The 18,799-nt window shown below is 41.9% G+C and carries 13 protein-coding genes and 1 riboswitch; of the genes, 10 read left to right on the top strand and 3 right to left on the bottom strand.

The genetic code is table 11. The annotated features are described in order from the left end of the window. The first annotated feature begins 44 nt into the window (after positions 1-44). The 4 genes from AN394_RS00940 to AN394_RS00925 all read left to right on the top strand — a co-directional run bounded on the left by AN394_RS00940 (position 45) and on the right by AN394_RS00925 (position 5,333). On the top strand, positions 45-578 hold the full coding sequence (locus AN394_RS00940) for a PH domain-containing protein (RefSeq protein WP_054562964.1): 534 nt from the start codon (positions 45-47) through the stop codon (positions 576-578). Continuing rightward, entirely contained in the window at positions 541-2,103 is a 1,563-nt protein-coding gene (locus AN394_RS00935) for a PH domain-containing protein (RefSeq protein WP_235576228.1), read from the top strand. Before AN394_RS00940 ends, AN394_RS00935 begins: the two co-directional genes overlap by 38 nt. A gap of 79 nt (positions 2,104-2,182) precedes the next feature. Then, positions 2,183-2,425, top strand: coding sequence for a hypothetical protein (locus AN394_RS00930; protein WP_054562962.1), 243 nt, complete (start codon positions 2,183-2,185; stop codon positions 2,423-2,425). Between the two features lie 85 nt (positions 2,426-2,510). Then, complete coding sequence (locus AN394_RS00925) at positions 2,511-5,333, top strand: hypothetical protein (protein WP_055020588.1); 2,823 nt, start codon at positions 2,511-2,513, stop codon at positions 5,331-5,333. Between the two features lies 1 nt (position 5,334). Here AN394_RS00925 and AN394_RS00920 read toward each other — a convergent pair whose 3' ends face one another. Beyond that, positions 5,335-6,474 (bottom strand): lipopolysaccharide assembly protein LapB, encoded by a 1,140-nt coding sequence (locus tag AN394_RS00920; protein ID WP_055020587.1) that lies wholly within the window; start codon positions 6,472-6,474, stop codon positions 5,335-5,337. A 271-nt stretch (positions 6,475-6,745) separates the two neighbouring features. Between AN394_RS00920 and AN394_RS00915 the strand changes: the two genes are divergently transcribed. Beyond that, on the top strand, positions 6,746-7,360 hold the full coding sequence (locus AN394_RS00915) for a PQ-loop domain-containing transporter (protein WP_054562959.1): 615 nt from the start codon (positions 6,746-6,748) through the stop codon (positions 7,358-7,360). 45 nt (positions 7,361-7,405) lie between these two features. Here the strand turns inward: AN394_RS00915 and AN394_RS00910 are convergent, their stop codons facing one another. Then, positions 7,406-9,916, bottom strand: coding sequence for a zinc-dependent metalloprotease (locus AN394_RS00910; RefSeq protein ID WP_055020586.1), 2,511 nt, complete (start codon positions 9,914-9,916; stop codon positions 7,406-7,408). 265 nt (positions 9,917-10,181) lie between these two features. Between AN394_RS00910 and AN394_RS00905 the strand changes: the two genes are divergently transcribed. From AN394_RS00905 to AN394_RS00885, 5 genes are all read left to right on the top strand, one after another. After that, positions 10,182-11,354 carry an efflux RND transporter periplasmic adaptor subunit gene (locus AN394_RS00905; protein WP_054562957.1) on the top strand — a complete coding sequence of 391 codons (1,173 nt, stop codon included), beginning with the start codon at positions 10,182-10,184 and terminating at the stop codon, positions 11,352-11,354. A 9-nt stretch (positions 11,355-11,363) separates the two neighbouring features. Further along, a complete protein-coding gene (locus tag AN394_RS00900) occupies positions 11,364-14,501 on the top strand; it encodes an efflux RND transporter permease subunit (RefSeq protein ID WP_054562956.1) in 3,138 nt (1,045 codons plus the stop codon). Between the two features lie 134 nt (positions 14,502-14,635). Then, a riboswitch (cyclic di-GMP riboswitch) is annotated at positions 14,636-14,719 on the top strand. A gap of 107 nt (positions 14,720-14,826) precedes the next feature. After that, positions 14,827-15,396 carry a hypothetical protein gene (locus tag AN394_RS00895; protein WP_055020585.1) on the top strand — a complete coding sequence of 190 codons (570 nt, stop codon included), beginning with the start codon at positions 14,827-14,829 and terminating at the stop codon, positions 15,394-15,396. 274 nt (positions 15,397-15,670) lie between these two features. Beyond that, positions 15,671-17,749 (top strand): S9 family peptidase, encoded by a 2,079-nt coding sequence (locus tag AN394_RS00890; RefSeq protein ID WP_055020584.1) that lies wholly within the window; start codon positions 15,671-15,673, stop codon positions 17,747-17,749. Positions 17,750-17,815: 66 nt separating this feature from the next. After that, complete coding sequence (locus AN394_RS00885; RefSeq protein ID WP_095209738.1) at positions 17,816-18,217, top strand: hypothetical protein; 402 nt, start codon at positions 17,816-17,818, stop codon at positions 18,215-18,217. 58 nt (positions 18,218-18,275) lie between these two features. Here the strand turns inward: AN394_RS00885 and AN394_RS00880 are convergent, their stop codons facing one another. Continuing rightward, on the bottom strand, positions 18,276-18,749 hold the full coding sequence (locus tag AN394_RS00880; RefSeq protein WP_054562953.1) for a Dps family protein: 474 nt from the start codon (positions 18,747-18,749) through the stop codon (positions 18,276-18,278). Between the last annotated feature and the right edge of the window lie 50 nt (positions 18,750-18,799).

The raw sequence follows: 18,799 nt of genomic DNA, 5'->3' as shown, positions 1-18,799 counted from the left end.
TTAGCACGTAAGGCCAGCACAGCTGGCCTTTACAAGGAATTACCGTGTTTAGTAATCAACAAATAGAAACCCTTCCAAAGCATCAAACGATTCAATTCCAACCACTTGCTGATAATGCGATATGGCATGTACAACTAAATTGGTTGTTGTTTTATGTGCCTCTGATGGCCGTGATCATTGCGGTACGGCACTTTAATCCTGCCGTTAGCGAAGCTATTGCTACACCTTGGCTTTTGGTTTTGCCATTGTTGGTAATACTGTCGATGGTTTACAACCTTTACAGCGTTCGCGCTAAAGGGGTGGCAGTAAGAGAGCATGATATTGCCTTTAAGCGAGGTTTAATTTGGCAACAAATCACTTTATTGCCTATTTCTCGCGTGCAACACACCGAAATTCATCGCGGCCCAATTGAGCGAAAGTTAGGACTCGCAACACTCAGGCTTTACAGTGCGGGTGGCATGAGTGCTGATTTACATATCAGTGGGTTAACTGACGAACAATGCAATGATGTTCGCCAGTTCGTGCAAAGTTATGGTGATAATGCAGCAACTCAAGAAAATGAGCTTGCCGATGAGTGATCAACAATGGCAACGCGTGTCGCCATGGGCGCTACTGTATTTTATTGTTCACTTTGCACTGCGCTTCATAAAAGATGGGCTACTTAATTTACTGCCAATTTTGGTGTTATTTGTTACGCAAGTTGAGCAAAAGCTGTTTTGGGGGCAAATAGCTGTTGCCGTAGCCTCTTTAGTTTTAGTGCTGTATGCCTTTGCTTATTATCGTAATTTTAAATACCGCATAACAGATGGTCATGAAATACTGCTCAATAAAGGGGTATTTAAAAAAGAGCGGCTAACCCTAAAATTTGCTCGAGTACAGAACGTAAACATTGCCGAGCCTTTTTATTTTCAGCCAGTTAATTTAGTTAATTGTATTTTCGATGCCGCCGGTAGTAGTGCTCAAGAAGCTGTTATCCCGGGAGTTAAGCTTAGCTATGCCGAGCAAGTTCGTGAACAAGTTATGGAATTTAAGGCTCAGTTACAACAGCAAGAGCAGCTACCTGTTGAGCAGAGCGAAGCAACAGATAAACCGAAAACCTTAACGATCAGCAATGCTGAAATTGCTAAGTTTGGTTTGATGTCGAACATGGCAATTTTAGCATTGGCTGCGCTTGCCCCATTTATGAATGTGATTTTTGAGTACCTCGAAAAAACTATCATAAACCGCCTAGAGGCCATACTGAATGAGCAAGCTGCTTTTGTTGGCAGCGCAGCTGCAATCGCTGTGTTAATTATGGTTGTTGCCATTGTTTTATGTGCCATTTTACTTTCTGTTGTCATGGCCTTAGTGCGCTTTTTTAACTTTCAGCTGTATTTTCAGGACGATAAGTTTAAGCGTGTGGCAGGTTTATTTGAGCGACAGCAACTCTCGATCAGCGTGTCGAAAATTCAAAGTGTGCAAATCAAACAAAATATTATTGCTAGGTTCCTTAATCGCTATACCTTAATTTGCCCACAAGTGAGTAGTGGTGGGATGGCAGCTGGAGTTGCGGCACATAAAAATAAACAAACGCTAGTGATGCCAGTAATCACCAAAGAGCAAGTGCAAGCCGTGTGTGGCTGGTTATTTCCATGGTTTGTTGATTTAACAGAGCTTAACTTTATTAAGCCTGAGCGAGCTTTACTTTATAAAAATACGTTTTTATATGTGATCCTGCCAACTGTATTTTCTGCTTTAATTTTCAACGGCTTATTTGATGCTGCTACGATGCTGTGGAGCATTGTCGTGGGCTTAGTTTTGATGACCGGTGTGTTTTTGAATTATCAAAAAACGGGTTTGGCTATGTATCAACATGACGGCCGTTTTTTTGCCGTATTTAAAACCGGCATGCTGGGTGTGCAGTATCGTGTTTTTGAAATCTATAAAGCGCAAAGCGTCACCACAATAAGCACTTATTTAATGCGCCGATCACAGCTTAAAAGCTTGTATATACAACTGGCTTCTGGTTCAGTATCAATGCCTTACTTAAAAGCAGAGCTGGCTGAGCAGTTTGCTGATTTCTCCCTATATGAAATAGAAGGCGTTGAGCGGAATTGGTTTTAAATGAAAACAATTCTCAATATCATTGACTCGTTTTAATATCGAGGTATACTAGCGCAACGTCAATAATCACGGGTGCGCAATGATTTATTTACTACCTATTTTAGCTATTTCAGGTGTTGTTGCCTTACTTTGTTATGCACGTTCGCAGCAGGAGTGTAAGGGCTTATGTGTGAGTGTTGCCGTTACAGCAATTGCTTTACTCGTAACCGCAGCTTTAGTCATTGCGGGGCTCGGTGCATTAAGAAGTAGCCTGATGTTTGCCGTGACTATTTTTATTATTTATCAATTACTCGGTTTAGTACGGCCGCTAAAAATCGAGTAATTTCTTACACTTTTTAACTTCAGCCTTTTAAAAAAGCATCGCATACTAGCCCTTAAATTAAGCAACTTGCTAATCAAGGATTGTGATGAAAAAAGCTCTGTTAACTGTGGCATTACTTGCTGCTAGCCACGCTTCAAGCCAAGAGACTTGGCAAACTATTCATACCGAGCACTTTAATGTGCACTTTAGTACTGAGAATCAGCAATGGGCCCGTTCAGCGGCAACAGAGCTTGAAATTGTTCGCGATAAGGTACTAAAACAGCAAAACCGTGCTCTTGATGAAGTGGTCGATGTTCTGGTTTTTGACCCATTTAACGCCTCCAATGGCTTTGCTTTGCCGGTGACTAACAAGCCTTTAATGGCTTTGTTTACTACGCCTCCACAATCCGATACGGTGATTTCTAACACCGATGGCTGGCAGCAGTTATTGATTTTGCACGAATATATTCATTTGGTGCACCTTGCTCAGCCTACTCGAAGTGACGTGCGCCAAGCTATTCGTAATAGTTGGGATATTTATGACTTAGTTGAAGGCGAAATGCCGCGCTGGGCTGCCGAAGGGTATGCAACGCTACTGGAGTCGAAAATGACAGGGCGGGGTCGTTTATACGACAACCTTTCAGAGGCAATACTGGTTGAATTTGCACAGCAAGGTGCATTGCCACGATATAGCCAATTAAGTAGTACCGAAGGGGGCTATTTAGCTGGCTCAATGGCATATTTAATGGGTTCTCGCTTTCTTGCTTGGCTTGAAGAGAGCTATTCAGCGCAAACTCTTGATGCAGTTTGGACTCGCATGCAAGCGGTTAAAGCACGTGATTTTAATGAGGCCTTTAGCGGCGTTTTTGGCGACTCACCTGAGCGCCTCTACCGCCGTTTTATTGCAGAATATACTTATAAAGCAATGGCTAAAGAAGTAAGTGAGCAAGCACTTACAAGTAAGCTATGGTTGGAGCTTGATCTATACGCCTCGAACCCTGTTTTAAGTTTAGATAACAGTAAGCTTGCCATTGTTGAGCGCAACAAAGATGACGAAACCCGTTTAGTCATTTATAGCACTGATGACAATCAACAGGCTGCTGATGATTTTGCAAAGCAGCAACAAGCGTTACTCGATGATGACCCTGCTGATATTGCTGATAAAGCCCCCAGTGTTTTTAAACGTAAGCAAAAACATGTGCTTAACCAAATTAATAGGCAGGGTATAAAAAACCCGCAGTGGTTAGACGAAAATACATTGTTTTTTACCGCCACAACAACTGTTGCTAAAGGCTCAATTCAAGGTATTTCTGATTTATACCGTTATGATATCGACACAGGTAAAGTGAGCGCTTTGACCCATCATGCAGGGCTGCGCCGCTTTAGTATCAGTGATAACGGGCAAACGGTTTATGCTGAGCAAACGAAGCATGGTTTCTCGGAGCTAGTGCGCCTTGACCTCAATACTGGTGTCGCTACGCCTTTATTTGAGAAAAGCCTAGAAACGGTTTATGACTATCCATTACTAAGCCCTAATAAAACACAACTTGCCTATTTAAAAGCGACATTGAATGCTAATTGGCAGTTGTATATACAAGATTTAAGTTCCCAAAAATCACTTACTGTGCCAATGCCAGAGGGCTATCAGTATGTGTCACAACCTAATTGGCAAGCCGATGGCAAAGGGCTTTATTTTGTCGCTGGTAAAAATAAAGCTCTCGATTTATATCATTATGATATACAAAGCAATTCACTACGCCAATTAACGCAAGGCCAAGAAGCTGTTGCACACCCAATGGCAATGAATAACGGTGAACTTTTGTATTTATCGATCACTGCTGAAGGGCCGAATATCAAGCATTTTGCTGAGCAACCACAAGGATTAGAGGTTGTTGAATTTGCTAAAAGTGCGGAGCCACCACGAGGGCAAGTAACGAGCGAAGTATTACCTGAGGCTAAAATCTACCCGCAAAGCCCAACTGAGCCAGCCGATTATGATATTTGGCAGCAAAAACCCACCTTTTCATTGGCATCTCAGTATTACTCGGCATCATCTTCGCTGCTTACCCTTGGAGTAAAAAGTAACGACTTTTTAAAGCAGCTCGATTTACAAGCAGGCTACAGTGTTGATTTACATGACAAAGCATTAGAAGGGGTGTTTGCGGCCGCTAAGTACTCAGCGTTTGATTTAAAATTTAAAGCGCTGTTATTTGATTACGACCTTGAATCGGCAAAACAGTACCATTCACAAATACCGGTGAATATAAGTAACACTGGGGCGCATTTAGCCATGAGCTACCCGTTGCAGTTTCAGCAGCTTAGTATTACACCGAGTTTGAGCTATAACTACAGTGATTTTAGTAACGGGGATGATCAATGGTTAACCCTTGGACTTGAACAAAAATGGCAACATGATAGACAGCGATACGGTTTTGCTCAGTCTGTGAGTGCTCAGTGGTTATCCGGTGATGCTAACTCGAATAATTGGCAGGGCTATAACTTTGCCACGGTGTTGAGCGGTTACGCTTTTGATATTCCTGTTTATGTTAATTTTGCACAGCAATATCGCGATGACAGTATTCTTGCACTTGGCGGTTATGAGTCAAACTTAATTAATAATGACACGCAAAGCGGCTTTGTTGTTGCCCCTGAGTTGCCGTTTATTAGTCAATCAGGTAACCGCTATAAAGGTTATGGCGGGGGCATTAGTTACAAAGATTTATTACCTTGGCTTTATTACCAACAGCATCAAGTTGATAACCGAGTCTATGCACAAAGTTACGGGCTAAAATGGCGAGGAGACTTTAGCTTTGGTATGGGCCCCGCTGGTTTAAACGATGTAAACCTTGATTTTGGCGTCGCCCGGGTAGAAGGCGACGACTTTGAAAATGATTTACGGGCTTGGCTAAGCTTCTATTACTCGTTATAGCCTAGTGTTGGTCTTTTAAGGCGAAAAGCTTGGCGTGATATAGCGCCAGTTTTTCGTCTTTATTTTCTATCTCAATGGCTTTTTCTAACCATTCCTTACTACTTTGTTCATTACCTTGCTGATAACTAAGAATCGCTAATTCTATATAGGGTTCAGATAAATAAGGGGCTAATGCAATAGCGTCTTCGAGTTGTTGTTTTGCCTTAAAAAGCTTGCCATTGTTACGGGCGTTAATTGCCGTTGCCAGTAACTCGAATGGATCCTGCTCTAGCATCGCTAACTGTGAATTGAGCTGCTCAGCCAAAACTTGATCATTAAGTTGCTCGGCCAGCACTGCGTAATTATGTAGTAAATTTGTATCGCTAAAGCCATGCTGCATTGCTGTTTGATAAATATGTTTTGCTCCAGCTAAATCACCCGCTTGGCGATGTAAAACGGCAGCTAGATTATAAAGTGCTGCTGCATTTGGGGTGTATTCATTGGCTTTTAATATATAACTATAGCTTAAGTCGAATTGTTTCAAGGCCAGTGCTTTTGCAGCCAAGTTACTGTAATAACGGCTAATTAAATCTTTTAATTCAGCGCGGCCAGAGTAAAAACTACCACGAGCCGGGAAGTAATCGATGACTGTGCCTGGTGGCACCAAGTAATTATCGTCCTCATTTAAAGGGGCGTAGACTTTGGTGCGAAAATGGCCCGATACATACACGATGTTATTTTGTTTACTATAAACAGGCTCACTCGACACTGCCTGAAAGCCTGTTTGAAGTCCTGCTAGTTGAGCATAAGCATGGGTTAAAATTGCTAAGCTAATACAGTTACCTTGATGACCTTGAAGAGTCTGCTGGGCATTGAGTGTGGCGCTAAAGTAATTAAAATTGGTGAGCTTATTTTCTAAATAGTGATATAGGATTTGGTCATCCCTTAAATCACCACCTTGACGTTTGGTAAAATAATTAAGAAAACGTTTTTGCTCATCCGCAGGGAGCGTAAAAAGCTCAGGGTCGCTAAGTTCAACGTGTTTAAAATGTGCTGCATTGAGTAAGCTGGCCACACTCGGTGGTGGCGTTGGTTGTTGTTTTGTACTCTTGCATCCAAATAAAAAAGTACTTAAAACAAGCGCATATAAAATTGACTTCATGGCTTAACCCTCCTGAGCACTATTTAATCAATGTACCCAGATCACATTAATTATTCAAGTCAGTCGTTAGTGTCATCAGCTGTAAACAGCTTGTACGGATATCTTGCCAATAGACTGTTGTTTATTTTTTATTCTTTATTGCATTCTAAAGCGCTCTCATTACAATGCCGCGCTCTTTTAAATTGCTTTAAAAACAGGTATTTACTGTAATTTCATGGGCAGTTTATAAACTGCTAACTTATTAACTAAATTGTAACGAGAGAGGTCTGTTTTGGCGCACTTTTTGCCGATTATTTCATGCTTTATTTTAGCGTTTAGCTTTTATCCGCTTTTAAATAAGATCCGTAAAAATCGCAGTGTGTCGGGCGTTTCGCTGTTAATGATGAGCTTTGGTGTCGCGCAAAGTTTATATTTCATCACCTTTAACCTGTTTTTTCAGCGTTTTTACATGGTTTTGCCGTTTGTTGTTACCGGCATGCTAAGTGGTGTGATTCTTTACTACTTTGTTCGTTACAACGCTGCGCGAAAGCAACGCATGCAGCTAGCTGGGTTATTAGCCATGTCGGTCGTGCCTTTTGGTTTGTTGCTTAACCCTCATTATGAAACAGCAATGGTGCTTAACTGGCTAACCTATGTAGGTTTAGTCATGAGCTCTATTCGTGTTATGCCGCAGACTTATAAAACCATTAAAAGTGGTGATATTAGTAATTTAAGTGCGCGCTACTTTAGCCTACAGTTTGTTGCTGGAAGCTGCGGCCTCGCTGCCGAGCTTGCTATGGCGACACCGAGTGTGTCTCACATATTAACCTTTGTGATGATATTGCTGACTAATGCCGCTCAACTAGGGTGTATTCAGTATTATAAATCGCGCCCAGCAATGGCTTAAAAACAAAAAGGCTGCCAAGTGGCAGCCTTTTTTGTGTTGTTTTAATTATGCTTCGAGGGCCTTACTAATTAAGCGATCGATATATTGCTTATGGGCTTTAGCTGCGGTGTCTGCCCCCCATGGTACGCTCATATCAGCAATTTGATTTAATTGATAAAGCGCAGCAGCTTTGGCTAGGTTATCGTGCTTGCTCGCTTTGCCTAAACCAGCAATCGCGATTAGCTGATTCACATATTCAACTTGTAGATTGTGACTTAGGGTATTTGCTTTTTTGCTGTCTACAAAAATGCTTGCTGTTAAGTCATTCATAAATTGGTTAAGTGAATACTCGTTGCCATACATTGCGCTGTCTGAAATACGCAGCATAACAGCCGGGTGTAACAACTGAGCAAGTACCAGCTTTTGCATGCCTAAAATCATGCCATGTGGTTTAGGATCTTCGTTCTTACCATAATGATTAAAGCCACGACGTTGCTGTAGCAGGTAGTTATACAGTGGCTGCATGCTCGAAAGTACATTTGGCGAGAATACTTTGTCGGCTAATACTTGCATTGCATGTTGCTGGCGCTCAAGTGGCACTGGCGTAAATGGTGCGCCATTTTTGTCATCACCCACCACATTACGTTCTACATAAACACCACCAATTTGACGAGATACCACGCCTGCTTGTGTTCTGTAGCTTCTAAATAAAATGTTCGCTGAGGTAACCAGCTGTTGGTATGACTCACCATTAACCGTGGCTTTGTCTTTAAGTTCAGTAAACAGCTTATTGATAAGCTCCATACGATCATCAGCATATGCGGCAGGGTTAGATGACATATCGCCAATCATTACACGAGGGTCAATATGGCGGCCTGGGGCACGCATATCATCAGCATCATTACCAAACGCTAAAGCATGCTCAGATGAGCGAGCGAGAATTTTTTCAAGGCGTTGCTGCTCAGCGGCTTTATCTGCTAATGCTTGGCTGTAGCCGTATTCAATTGCCCAATCATCGTAAGGGCCTGGTTTTGTTTGGAAGATATCACCTTGCTGCATACCAATAGGGGCAATGTTTGCTGGTGCATAGTCCATAACTGAACCCGTTACGATACCCTGCGTTTTACTCTTATCGTGAACTTCTTTTTCATCCCACAAGATAGATGATTTCATATTGTGGTTAAGACCTAGGGTATGGCCCACTTCGTGTAAAACTAGCTGAGTTAAGCCTTGGCGTAAAATCTCTTTGTCTTCAATGCTCGCACCTGTGCCTAAGCCTTTAGCAAGTAGCATGTTTTCTTGAATGCTGTGGCCCAGTGAGCAATGTAAATCTGTGTTGCTTTGGCTAGTTTCAAGCGTGGCTGCACCTTGAGTGTATAAGGTGTCGTACATCCAACGGTTTTTCATGAAAACATACTCTAACATGATGTCAGAGCCTAAGATTTCACCGGTTAATGGGTTCGCAAGGGCAGGGCCATAACCGCCAAATGGAGGGCGCGGTGATGCAGTCCAACGCAATACATTGTAGTTAATATCGCCCGCATCCCAATCGGCGTCATCAGGTTGTACTTTTACTTTGATGGCATTTTTAAAGCCTGCTTTTTCAAATGAGCTATTCCATGCTAGTACTGCATCGCGAATAGTGTCTCGCCACTCAACTGGCGTAGTGTTTTCAATCCACCAAGTAATCGGTTTAACTGGCTCTGAAAGTGCCGCTGATGGGTCTTTCTTTTGTAAGTCCCAGCGCTTGATGACATCTTCATAAGGTGCCCAATCCGCTGATGTCATATTGTCGAATTCGTTAGTAAAATAACCAATACGTGCGTCATCTTGGCGAGCTTGATAATCATTTTTTGGTAACGCAACGAATGAATGCTGGACTTTAATTGAAACGTTACGAGGATCGCTTACGGCTTTTGAACCTCGTACTGTTGGGTTGGCATTAGAAAATACATAATCCACTACAACATCTAGGTTATTTGGGTAAGGGCGTTGTTTAACGATTCGCGATTTTTTGTCGTTTAACTTACCAAGTTTAAAGCGCTTGCTGGCATTTTTATCTTTTGGGTTCGCCCACGGTGATACTTTATGCAGTGCTTCACTTAAAAAGAGCTTATCAACATTAAAAGCAATTTTACCGTCTTCTTCTTTTTCGATTTTAATACTCGCAAGCACAGCTTCGCTGATGTTGGCATCGGCAGAGCGTGCTAAGGCTGAGTTTTCATCAAATTTATAGCGCGGTGTTTTGCTAATAATATCAATGCGGTCAAAATATTTACGAAACTCAATTAGCTTTGTCTCGCGATATGCCCCTCTGAAGTGGCCTGCGTCAGTAACACCATCAACGGTGTGAGCAAAGTACACAAATGGTGTATCAAGTTGAGATTGGTCGATCACCATTAAGTTATCGCCGGTTTTCGCATCTTGGTAAATGCTGAAAACACCGGCAAACTCGCTTTTATCTTTGATCATTTCAGCCAGTGTTTTTGGCTTCTTTTCTTCTTTCTTTGTTTCGGCGGCGTGGCCATTCATGGCAAACGCTAAGCTTAGTGCCAGCGCAATGTTTGTTATTTTCATTGTTAACTCGTTCCTTTAATTATTTCTCAATCAAGTTTAATGAATTAACCCCTTGATAAAAGGCTGTTTGTTAACAAGTGTGAAGGTGGTTTTGTAAGTTTTTGATATTATGTGACTTTTGTTTGTAACAAATTGTTCTTAGATAAGTTTTGATTTTTGTGTTGCCAATTTATCTGTTTTTGTAACAGTTCCTTACAAATGTCACATTAATGTTTCTGTCAGCTTTGGTATGATAGGGCCAGCGAAAATATTATAGGTGTAAGTTATGCGCACAAGTTTATTAAAATGGATATTACCGTTTGTTGCATTAATCGTTGGTGTTGCTGGTTTTAAGGCAATCAACGCGATTGCTCAAGAGCCTAAAGACAAGGATGTAGTTGATGTGCGTCCTTTAGTACAGGTTGAGCCAGTAGCAAGTGATGATCATCAAGTGATTATTAATAGTTACGGCGAAGTGAAACCGCTTGAAAGTACCTTACTTGCCTCGCAAGTGGCTGGTGAAGTTACAAGCTGGCACCCAAACTTTGTTGCGGGTGGCATCGTAGCTCGTGGTGAAGTGTTATTTACCATCGAAAAAGATAACTACGAAGCAGCTGTACTACAAGCTGAGGCGTCACTTGCTAGTGCTCAAGCGGCACTGATCGAAGAGCAAGCACAAGCTAAAGTGGCAGAGGATGAAGCAAGACGTTACCCAGAACGTGAGCGCACTGACTTATTCCTACGTAAGCCTCAAGTTTTAAGCGCGCAAGCCGCTGTTAAATCAGCGCAAGCTGCATTAAAACGTGCCGAGCGTGACCTTGCTCGCTGTGAGGTAAAAGCACCTTACGATGCATTGGTGATCAGCCGTGAAATAGGTGTCGGTCAATACATTAATGTAGGCAGCCAAGTTGCTGAAATTAATAATATTGAAAGTGCAGAAATCATTGTACCAATCGCTGGTTTCGATAGTGTATTTTTGCCAAAACGCTTAAAAGGCGTTAAAGCGACTATCATCAATAAAGGCTTAAACAGCTTTACTCGTGAAGCCGAAATTGACCGTGACCTAGGCGTTGTTGATAACGCGACTCGCATGAGCAACTTAGTTGTTCGTGTTGATGACCCATACGGCTTAAAGCACGACGTACAACCTATTAAATTTGGTGCTTACGTACAAGTGAGCTTTGCCGGTGCAACATTACAAAACATCTACCGTTTACCACAGTCTTTAGTGAATAACCAAACGGTGTGGATTGTGAACGACGAGAATAAACTTGAACCACGTAAAGTAACCGTAGTGCGTGAAGAGGGTGAGTACTTCTACATTAGTGATGGCCTTGAAGTGAATGACCAGTTGGTTCTGACGCTGCCTGAGTACCCGCAAGAGGGTATGGAAGTGAAGGTTGCTGGAATGAAAGAAATGACAAGCGATGCAGAAACTGCAGCGGTTGAAAAGCTTTAAGGTAGCACTATGACTGATACAAACACAGAAAAACAGTCTGGCCTTATAGCTTATTTTGCCAATAACTCGGTCGCTGCTAACTTAATGATGGTGTTTATCATCATCATGGGGATCATTAGTTATTTCACTATTCAGCGCCAGATGTTCCCAAATGTTGAAATTAACTATATTGAAGTACAAGCCAATTATCCGGGGGCCTCACCACAGGAAATTGAAGAAAGTATTCTGATCAAGATTGAAGAGTCACTAAAAGATGTCACCGAAATTAAACGTGGTGTATATCGCTCGTTTCGAAATAGTGGCCGTGCAAGTTTAGAGATCAACACTGATGCAGAACTTACTGATGTACTCGATAAAGTGAAGCTACGGGTAGACAGTATTGCGACTTTCCCTGCGGGCATGGAGCCTGTGACGATTAGTCAGGTTGAATTTCGCCAAGATGTAATCGGTATGACGCTGGTAGGTGATATTCCACTTACTGAGTTAAAGCCAGTAGCAAATAAAATTGAAGATGAGTTACTGCAATTATCCAATGTGTCACTGGTGCAAAACGATGTACCACTTGATGAAATTGCAATTGAAATTGACCCTGATTCACTGCGTCAATATAACCTTACTTTAAGTGAGGTGGCTAGTGCAGTACGTCGTTACTCTGCGAATATCTCGGCAGGTCAACTACGTACTGACGCAGGTATTATCTCGGTACGTGTTGAAAATCAATACTACAGCGGTGATGAGTTCCGCCAGATCCCAGTAAAAATTGGTGCTAATGGCGCGAAAGTGCTGCTAAACGACATCGCTGTGATTAAAGACCAATTCACAGAAGGTGAGCGCTACTTTAAATTTAATGGTGAAAATGCCGTTTATTTATCAGTAAAAGCAACCAAAGAACAAAACATGATCCCGGTTGCTGATTCAGTTAAAGCGTTTATTGAGCAAAAGAATAAAGAGCTACCGGCGGGCTTGCGTCTTGAGCCATTAATGGACATGACTTACTACCTAAATGCCCGTTTAGACATGATGAAAAGCAATTTATTCCAAGGGGCTATCTTGGTTGCCATTATGTTGTCTATCTTCTTGCGCTTTAAGTTGGCACTTTGGGTAATGATTGGTTTACCTGTGTGTTTCTTAGGTGCAATGATGATGATGCCATTATTTGGTATCAGTATTAATATCGTGTCGTTATTTGCCTTTATTATGGTGCTGGGGATCGTGGTCGATGATGCCATCGTCATAGGGGAAAGTGCCTACACCGAAATTGAGAAAAAAGGCGGTGGTGTTGTAAATGTCGTAAATGGCGCAAAGCGCGTTGCTACCCCAGCAACATTTGGTGTTTTAACAACGATTGCTGTATTTGCACCATTCACCTTATCAAGTGGCCCAGAAAGCGCATTCTTCTTTGGTATCGCCGTGGTGGTAATTCTGTGTCTGATATTTAGTTTGATTGAATCGAAACTTATTTTACCGGCACATATTGCCCACACTAAGTTTCCGCCAATTAATCCTAATAGCTGGCGAGCGCGTTTTAACAAACGTTTCTTTAACTTTGTAAATGGCCCATATAAGCGTTTTATTGAGTTGTGTGTGGAGTGGCGTTGGTTTGTGCTATTTGCGTTTATCGGTTTATTGATTTTGACGTTTGGCTTAATTTCATCAAATCAAGTGCGTGTGGTACCAACACCAAAAGTACCTCATGACTTCCCGCAAATTCGTTTAGAAATGAATGAAAATGCTTCGGATATGCAAACGATTAATGCTATTCGTGAAATCGAAGCCATGGTTAACAAGGTAGATCAAGAGACAGAACGAGAGTTTGGCCAAAAGCTAATTCGCGATATCTTAGTGTTCAACCAAGGTCGTACTGAAGCACAATTACTTGCTCCGCTGGTAGATGAGGAGCTTCGCCCGTATAACGCATTCGAATTATCTCGTCGTTGGCGTGAACAAATGCCAAGTATCCCAGGTGTGAAATCGCTGCAAATTTACGATGATGTAAATGGCGGTGGAATGGATGGTGAGTTTGGTTACTTACTTTACGGCCCAGATATCGATACTTTAAACGAGGCAGGTCGTCGTTTCATCCAACTATTACAACAGCAAAAAGGCTTATTTGATATTAGTTCGACCATCGATCCGGCGAGCAAAGAAGTGCAGTTAAGTCTAAAACCTGTGGCATATGATCTAGGTTTAGACCTTGCCAACATTGCTAACCAAGTGGGCGCAAGCTTTTACGGTGGTGAAGCTCAGCGTGTTATTCGTCGCGGTGAAGAAGTACGTGTTATGGTTCGTTACCCGAAACTAACACGTGAAGCGTTTGCATCATTAAAGCACGCTGTTATCACAACGCCTGCAGGCCAAGAGGTGATGCTGGGTGATGTTGTTGAACTGAACGAAAAGCCAGGTATTAGCTATATTCGCCGTGAAGGTGGCTATCGTACTGTGTATATCTACGGCAGTATCGATGAAGAAGCGATTGAACCGGGTGAAGTGGTTAAGCAAGTTGATGAGAACTTATTACCGCAGTTAAAAGAGGAATACCCATCAGTTAAAACTGAGCTAGGTGGTTCTATTGAAGAACAACAAGCGCAAGCTAACGAGCAAATCATGTTCTTTATCGGTGGTATGATTTTAGTATATATCTTGCTTGCAGTGCCGCTTAAGAGCTATTCGCAGCCTCTTATTGTTATGTCGGTTATTCCATTTAGCTTAACCGGAGCTATTTGGGGTCACTTCTGGTTTGGTCTAGATATTAGCTTGATGTCGGGCTTTGGCTTGATTGCCGCAGCCGGTGTTGTAATTAATGACTCGTTAGTTATGACCGACTTTGTAAACCAAGCACGCCGAGAAGGTATTTCAACTCGCCAAGCGGTTATTGAAGCAGGTTGTGCGCGCTTTAGAGCAATCACCCTGACATCAATTACAACCTTTGCCGGTGTATTACCGATTATGTTCGAAACCAGCTTGCAAGCTAAGTTTGTAATCCCAATGGCGGTTGCACTTGGTTTTGCGGTTATGTTTGCAACTCTAATCACTTTAGTACTAGTACCTTGTTTGTATATTGTAATGAGTGATGTGGGAAATGGCTTCTTGAATGTATTCCGTGCCGGGCACCGAGTAGCGACCAGAAGAAAGCTAGCAAGGGATTAACAACCCACTTGCGAAAAGCCAACCTAGAGGTTGGCTTTTTTGTACCTAACGCATTTGCTAGTAACTATTTGCTATATAAGACGTTTGGTTACATTCTTTTGTTTGATTTGTGGTTCGGTCACGATTATACTCAGTCTTGTTTTTGGCAAACTAACTGAAAGGTTAGGACGCAAAGTTTCCGGTCTAAGGTTTTAAACTATGATAGCGGGACCGCTGATAAGCACATAATCTAGTGCTTTGGTTCACTTGCCTCAAACTAAAAGTATTTATTTTGTTCGGTTGTTAGATAATGCCTATTAGTTGTTCTTAGGGTGATATTTTGTTTATGCATACGTCAATGGCCTCCGGGAAGTGGTTGCCGATTGGTTGCTTAAATCATCATACCCAACTGTTTGTTGGAGATAGGGTGATTGTAACCTTTTATGACATGCAAGGAGAGCTAGTCGATTTATCATTCGAATACCCGATCAGCAGTTCCGATCAGGGTGAGCCTCATAATTGGCCACGTTCTGTTGCCGAGCATATAAACGTGCATGTTCCGCTGGTAAAAGCGGGCAAAATGACTGAACAAGGTTTAGTGGTTGCGTACCGTTCAAACCAAATTTATGCCCTTGAAGGTTCGGGCATTACGCATGTAAAAGTGGCGTTTAATTGCATCGCAAAATGTAAAGAGCGAGTGCAAGATAGTCTGCAAGATTATGACTATGTCTACCCACAAGCATGCAGCGATTACAGTGCAGGTGTTAAAGTACTGCAGCCAAAAACGGGCCATATTTATATGTGCAAACCGTGGCCATTTAGCGAGTTTTGTCGTGTTAAAGATTCACACAACCCGCTGTTTGAGCCAGGTGTAGGAAAAAGCTGGGCTATGGCTTGGCAGCAAGTATCACATTAACAGTTTCCCCCTAAATGCTATTTTAGCATTGCTTAGCCCACTCAATTTGAGTGGGCTTTTTTAATACCAACCCGCAATAATACTTAATCATTTTGAGGGATTAAACCTGCCGCTAACTGCGTTAAAAATTTCTCATTTAGAACAACTAAATAACGACATTTTTGCCTTGTTATCAACGAGGTTTTATTGCCTCAAAATAGACTACTTAATTAAGCTGATTGGTATAATTCTGTGATAAACTGCCAGCAATTCGTTTTTTATTTTGGTTTTTCTTGTGTCGTCAAATTCGTATTCTTTGTCTTTATTAGCGCATCCTCCTGTTGCAAAAAAACACCCTCAGCAATTAACTACACATCAACTGATGCGCACCGATAATTATTATTGGATGCGTGATGATGAGCGCGAAAATGAAGATGTATTAGCGCATTTAAATGCCGAAAACGATTATTGCGATAAACAACTTACCGACATAAAACCACTGCGCGAACAGCTATTTAATGAGTTAAAAGACCGTATTGTAAAAGACGACAACACGGTACCCGTGAAAGATGGCCAATATTGGTATCACTCAGAAGTACGTGGTGACGATGAATATGCACGCCATTATCGTAGCAGCTCAATAGAAGCGCGCGACAAGCACCTGTTGTTAGATGTAAATCAATTAGCTGGCGATTACGAATTTTATGAGTTAGGTGAAGTTGCAATTAGCCCTGATGAGCAGCTGCTTGCTTACTCTGAAGACACCGAAGGTCGCCGTATTTATACCGTGCGTTTTAAAAATATTGCCAGCGGTGAGATGTTTAGTGATGTGCTGGAAAACACCGAAGGTCAAGTGGTGTGGGCTAATGATAACAAAACGGTGTTTTATGTGAAAAAAGACCTGCAAACCTTATTGGGTTTTCAGGTTTACCGCCATGTTTTAGGCACCCCGCAAGCTGATGACGTACTTGTTTATGAAGAGCAAGATAAAAGCTTCTTTATGGGGCTTGGCAAAAGCCGCGATGAAAGCCTTATTATTATTGACCTTGCGACCACAGAAACAAACGATACTTGGGTGCTTGATGCCAATAACCCAGAGGGTGAATTTAGCGCCTTAATGCCACGCGAAGAAGGCCATGAGTTCGATGTCGATAAGCTAGGTGATACCTTTTACATTGTTACCAACTGGCAAGCGAAAAACTTTCGTTTAATGACCGCGACGCAAAGCACCATTGCCGATAAAAATCGTTGGCAGGAGCATACACCGCATCGCGAGAACGTGTTGCTAGAAGGGGTCGAAATTTTCGATGAGTATCTTATCCTCACTGAGCGAGAGCTTGGCCAAACACGTTTTGTGGTGGTGGATCAGCAAGCAGAACGTCTTACTTTAGAGTTTGATGACCCTTGCTATTATGCTGCTATTGCCATGAACCCTGAGCCGAATGTGAGCTCTGCGCGTATTTACTATTCAAGCTTAACGACGCCAGGTTCTTTGTATGATGTTGATTTAAAAACAGGTAACAAAACCTTATTAAAACAACAGCAAGTGTTGGGTGATTTTAACCCAGAGCATTATCGCTCAGAACGTTTAATGGTTACTGCAAGGGATGGCGAACAAGTGCCGGTTTCTTTGGTTTATCGCATTGATAAATTTAATAAAGATGGCACTAACCCAGTACTGCAATACGGCTATGGCGCGTACGGCATTACCATCGATCCAAGCTTTTCAAGCAGCTCACTAAGCTTGCTTGACCGAGGCTTTGTTTATGCGATTGCACATATTCGTGGTGGTGAAATGCTAGGTCGTCACTGGTATGAGCAAGGTAAAAAGCAATTTAAGCAAAATAGCTTTAGCGATTTTATTGATGTTACGCAAGCGCTTACCAAGCAAGGCTATGCACACCCAGAAAAAGTATTTGCGTCTGGTGGCAGTGCTGGTGGTTTATTAATGGGCGCTGTGGTTAACCAAGCACCTGAGCTTTATTTAGGTATAGGTTGTCATGTGCCATTTTTAGATGTGCTTACCACCATGCTTGATGAAAGTATTCCACTGACGACCAATGAATACGACGAGTGGGGTAACCCAAATGATCCAGCGTTTTATGATGTGATTCAGGCTTACTCGCCGTACGATAATATTAAGCCGCAGGCTTACCCTAATATTCTTGTTACCACCGGGTTCCATGACTCTCAAGTGCAATACTGGGAACCAATGAAGTGGGTTGCTAAGCTGCGTGAACTTAAAACCGATGACAACATTTTGGTGTTTAAAACCGACATGGATGCAGGCCATGGCGGCGCATCGGGTCGCTTTAAAAGCCTTGAGGAAAAGGCATTAGAAATGGCGTTTTTTATTGCTTTATTACCGAATTAAGGCTTAGATAAATAAGTAAATAAATTTTATAAGCGTAAACTTAAGTTGTATTTCAAAGGGGTGAGCATGTTTAAAGCCCATGGTGATTGGCGTTATTTTGTTGAGCCGCCAGTGATTTATGTGGAAGTTAGTGGCAGCTTTAATAAAGAAGCCGTTGCTTCATTTAGTATTGAAGTCGGTCAAGAAATCATGAAGTACCCTGAAAATTCAATTCAGTATGCTGTGGTTAATTTGGAACAATTTGAATTAGCAACTGCAGATAGTATTGAGATTGCAAAGGCTTACTTTCAGGCTGTAAAAGCGCGGGGTTACAAACGCGTTGATTATATTAAAGCGAATATCATTGCTCGCAATTTATTAGAGACAGTTTGGTCTGGTGTAGAAATGGATATTAACTTTCACCCAGATGCTGAAAGCTTTTTTCAAGCAAGACCCGAGTACGATAATTTAAGAAAGTGGTTAAAGTAATGCTTTCTAAATATAAAAAAGCCCTCATTTGAGGGCTTTTTCGTGTCAATTCTAAATATTAACCAAGGTAGGCTTTTAACATCCAAACAAGTTTCTCTTGTTCTTTAATGTAGTCGCCCATTAGCGATGCTGTACCTTCGTCATCTGCATCACCTGCTTGTGCAAGGATTTCACGCTGCATTTGAATAAGCGTGCTGTAACCTGCTAAAAGGTTTTCTACTGCAGCAGTACCTTCAGTAATATTTTTAGCTTCACTGATCTTGCTATCTTCGATGTACTCAGAGAATGCATGTACCGGTGTACCGCCTAACGTTAAAATACGCTCTGCAATCTCGTCTACTTTCTCAAGTAGTAAGTTATAAATTTCTTCAAACTTAAGGTGTAATTCAAAAAAGTTACGACCTTTAATATTCCAATGAAAGCCGCGTGCGTTCATGTATTGGATTTGGTAGCAGCTTAGTAAAGAGTTTAGTGAATTTACGATATCTTCACTTTTTGCGCTGTTTAAACCAATTGCATTTACCTGTGACATAGATTGCTCCTTAAAAAAACCGTTAAGTGTTTACTTGCTAGTGCTTGGTG

The organism is Pseudoalteromonas sp. P1-26 (genome assembly GCF_001401795.1).
Classification (GTDB): domain Bacteria; phylum Pseudomonadota; class Gammaproteobacteria; order Enterobacterales; family Alteromonadaceae; genus Pseudoalteromonas.
Note: the sequence above shows the minus strand (reverse complement) of the source record. Positions and strands in the feature narration are given on the sequence as shown.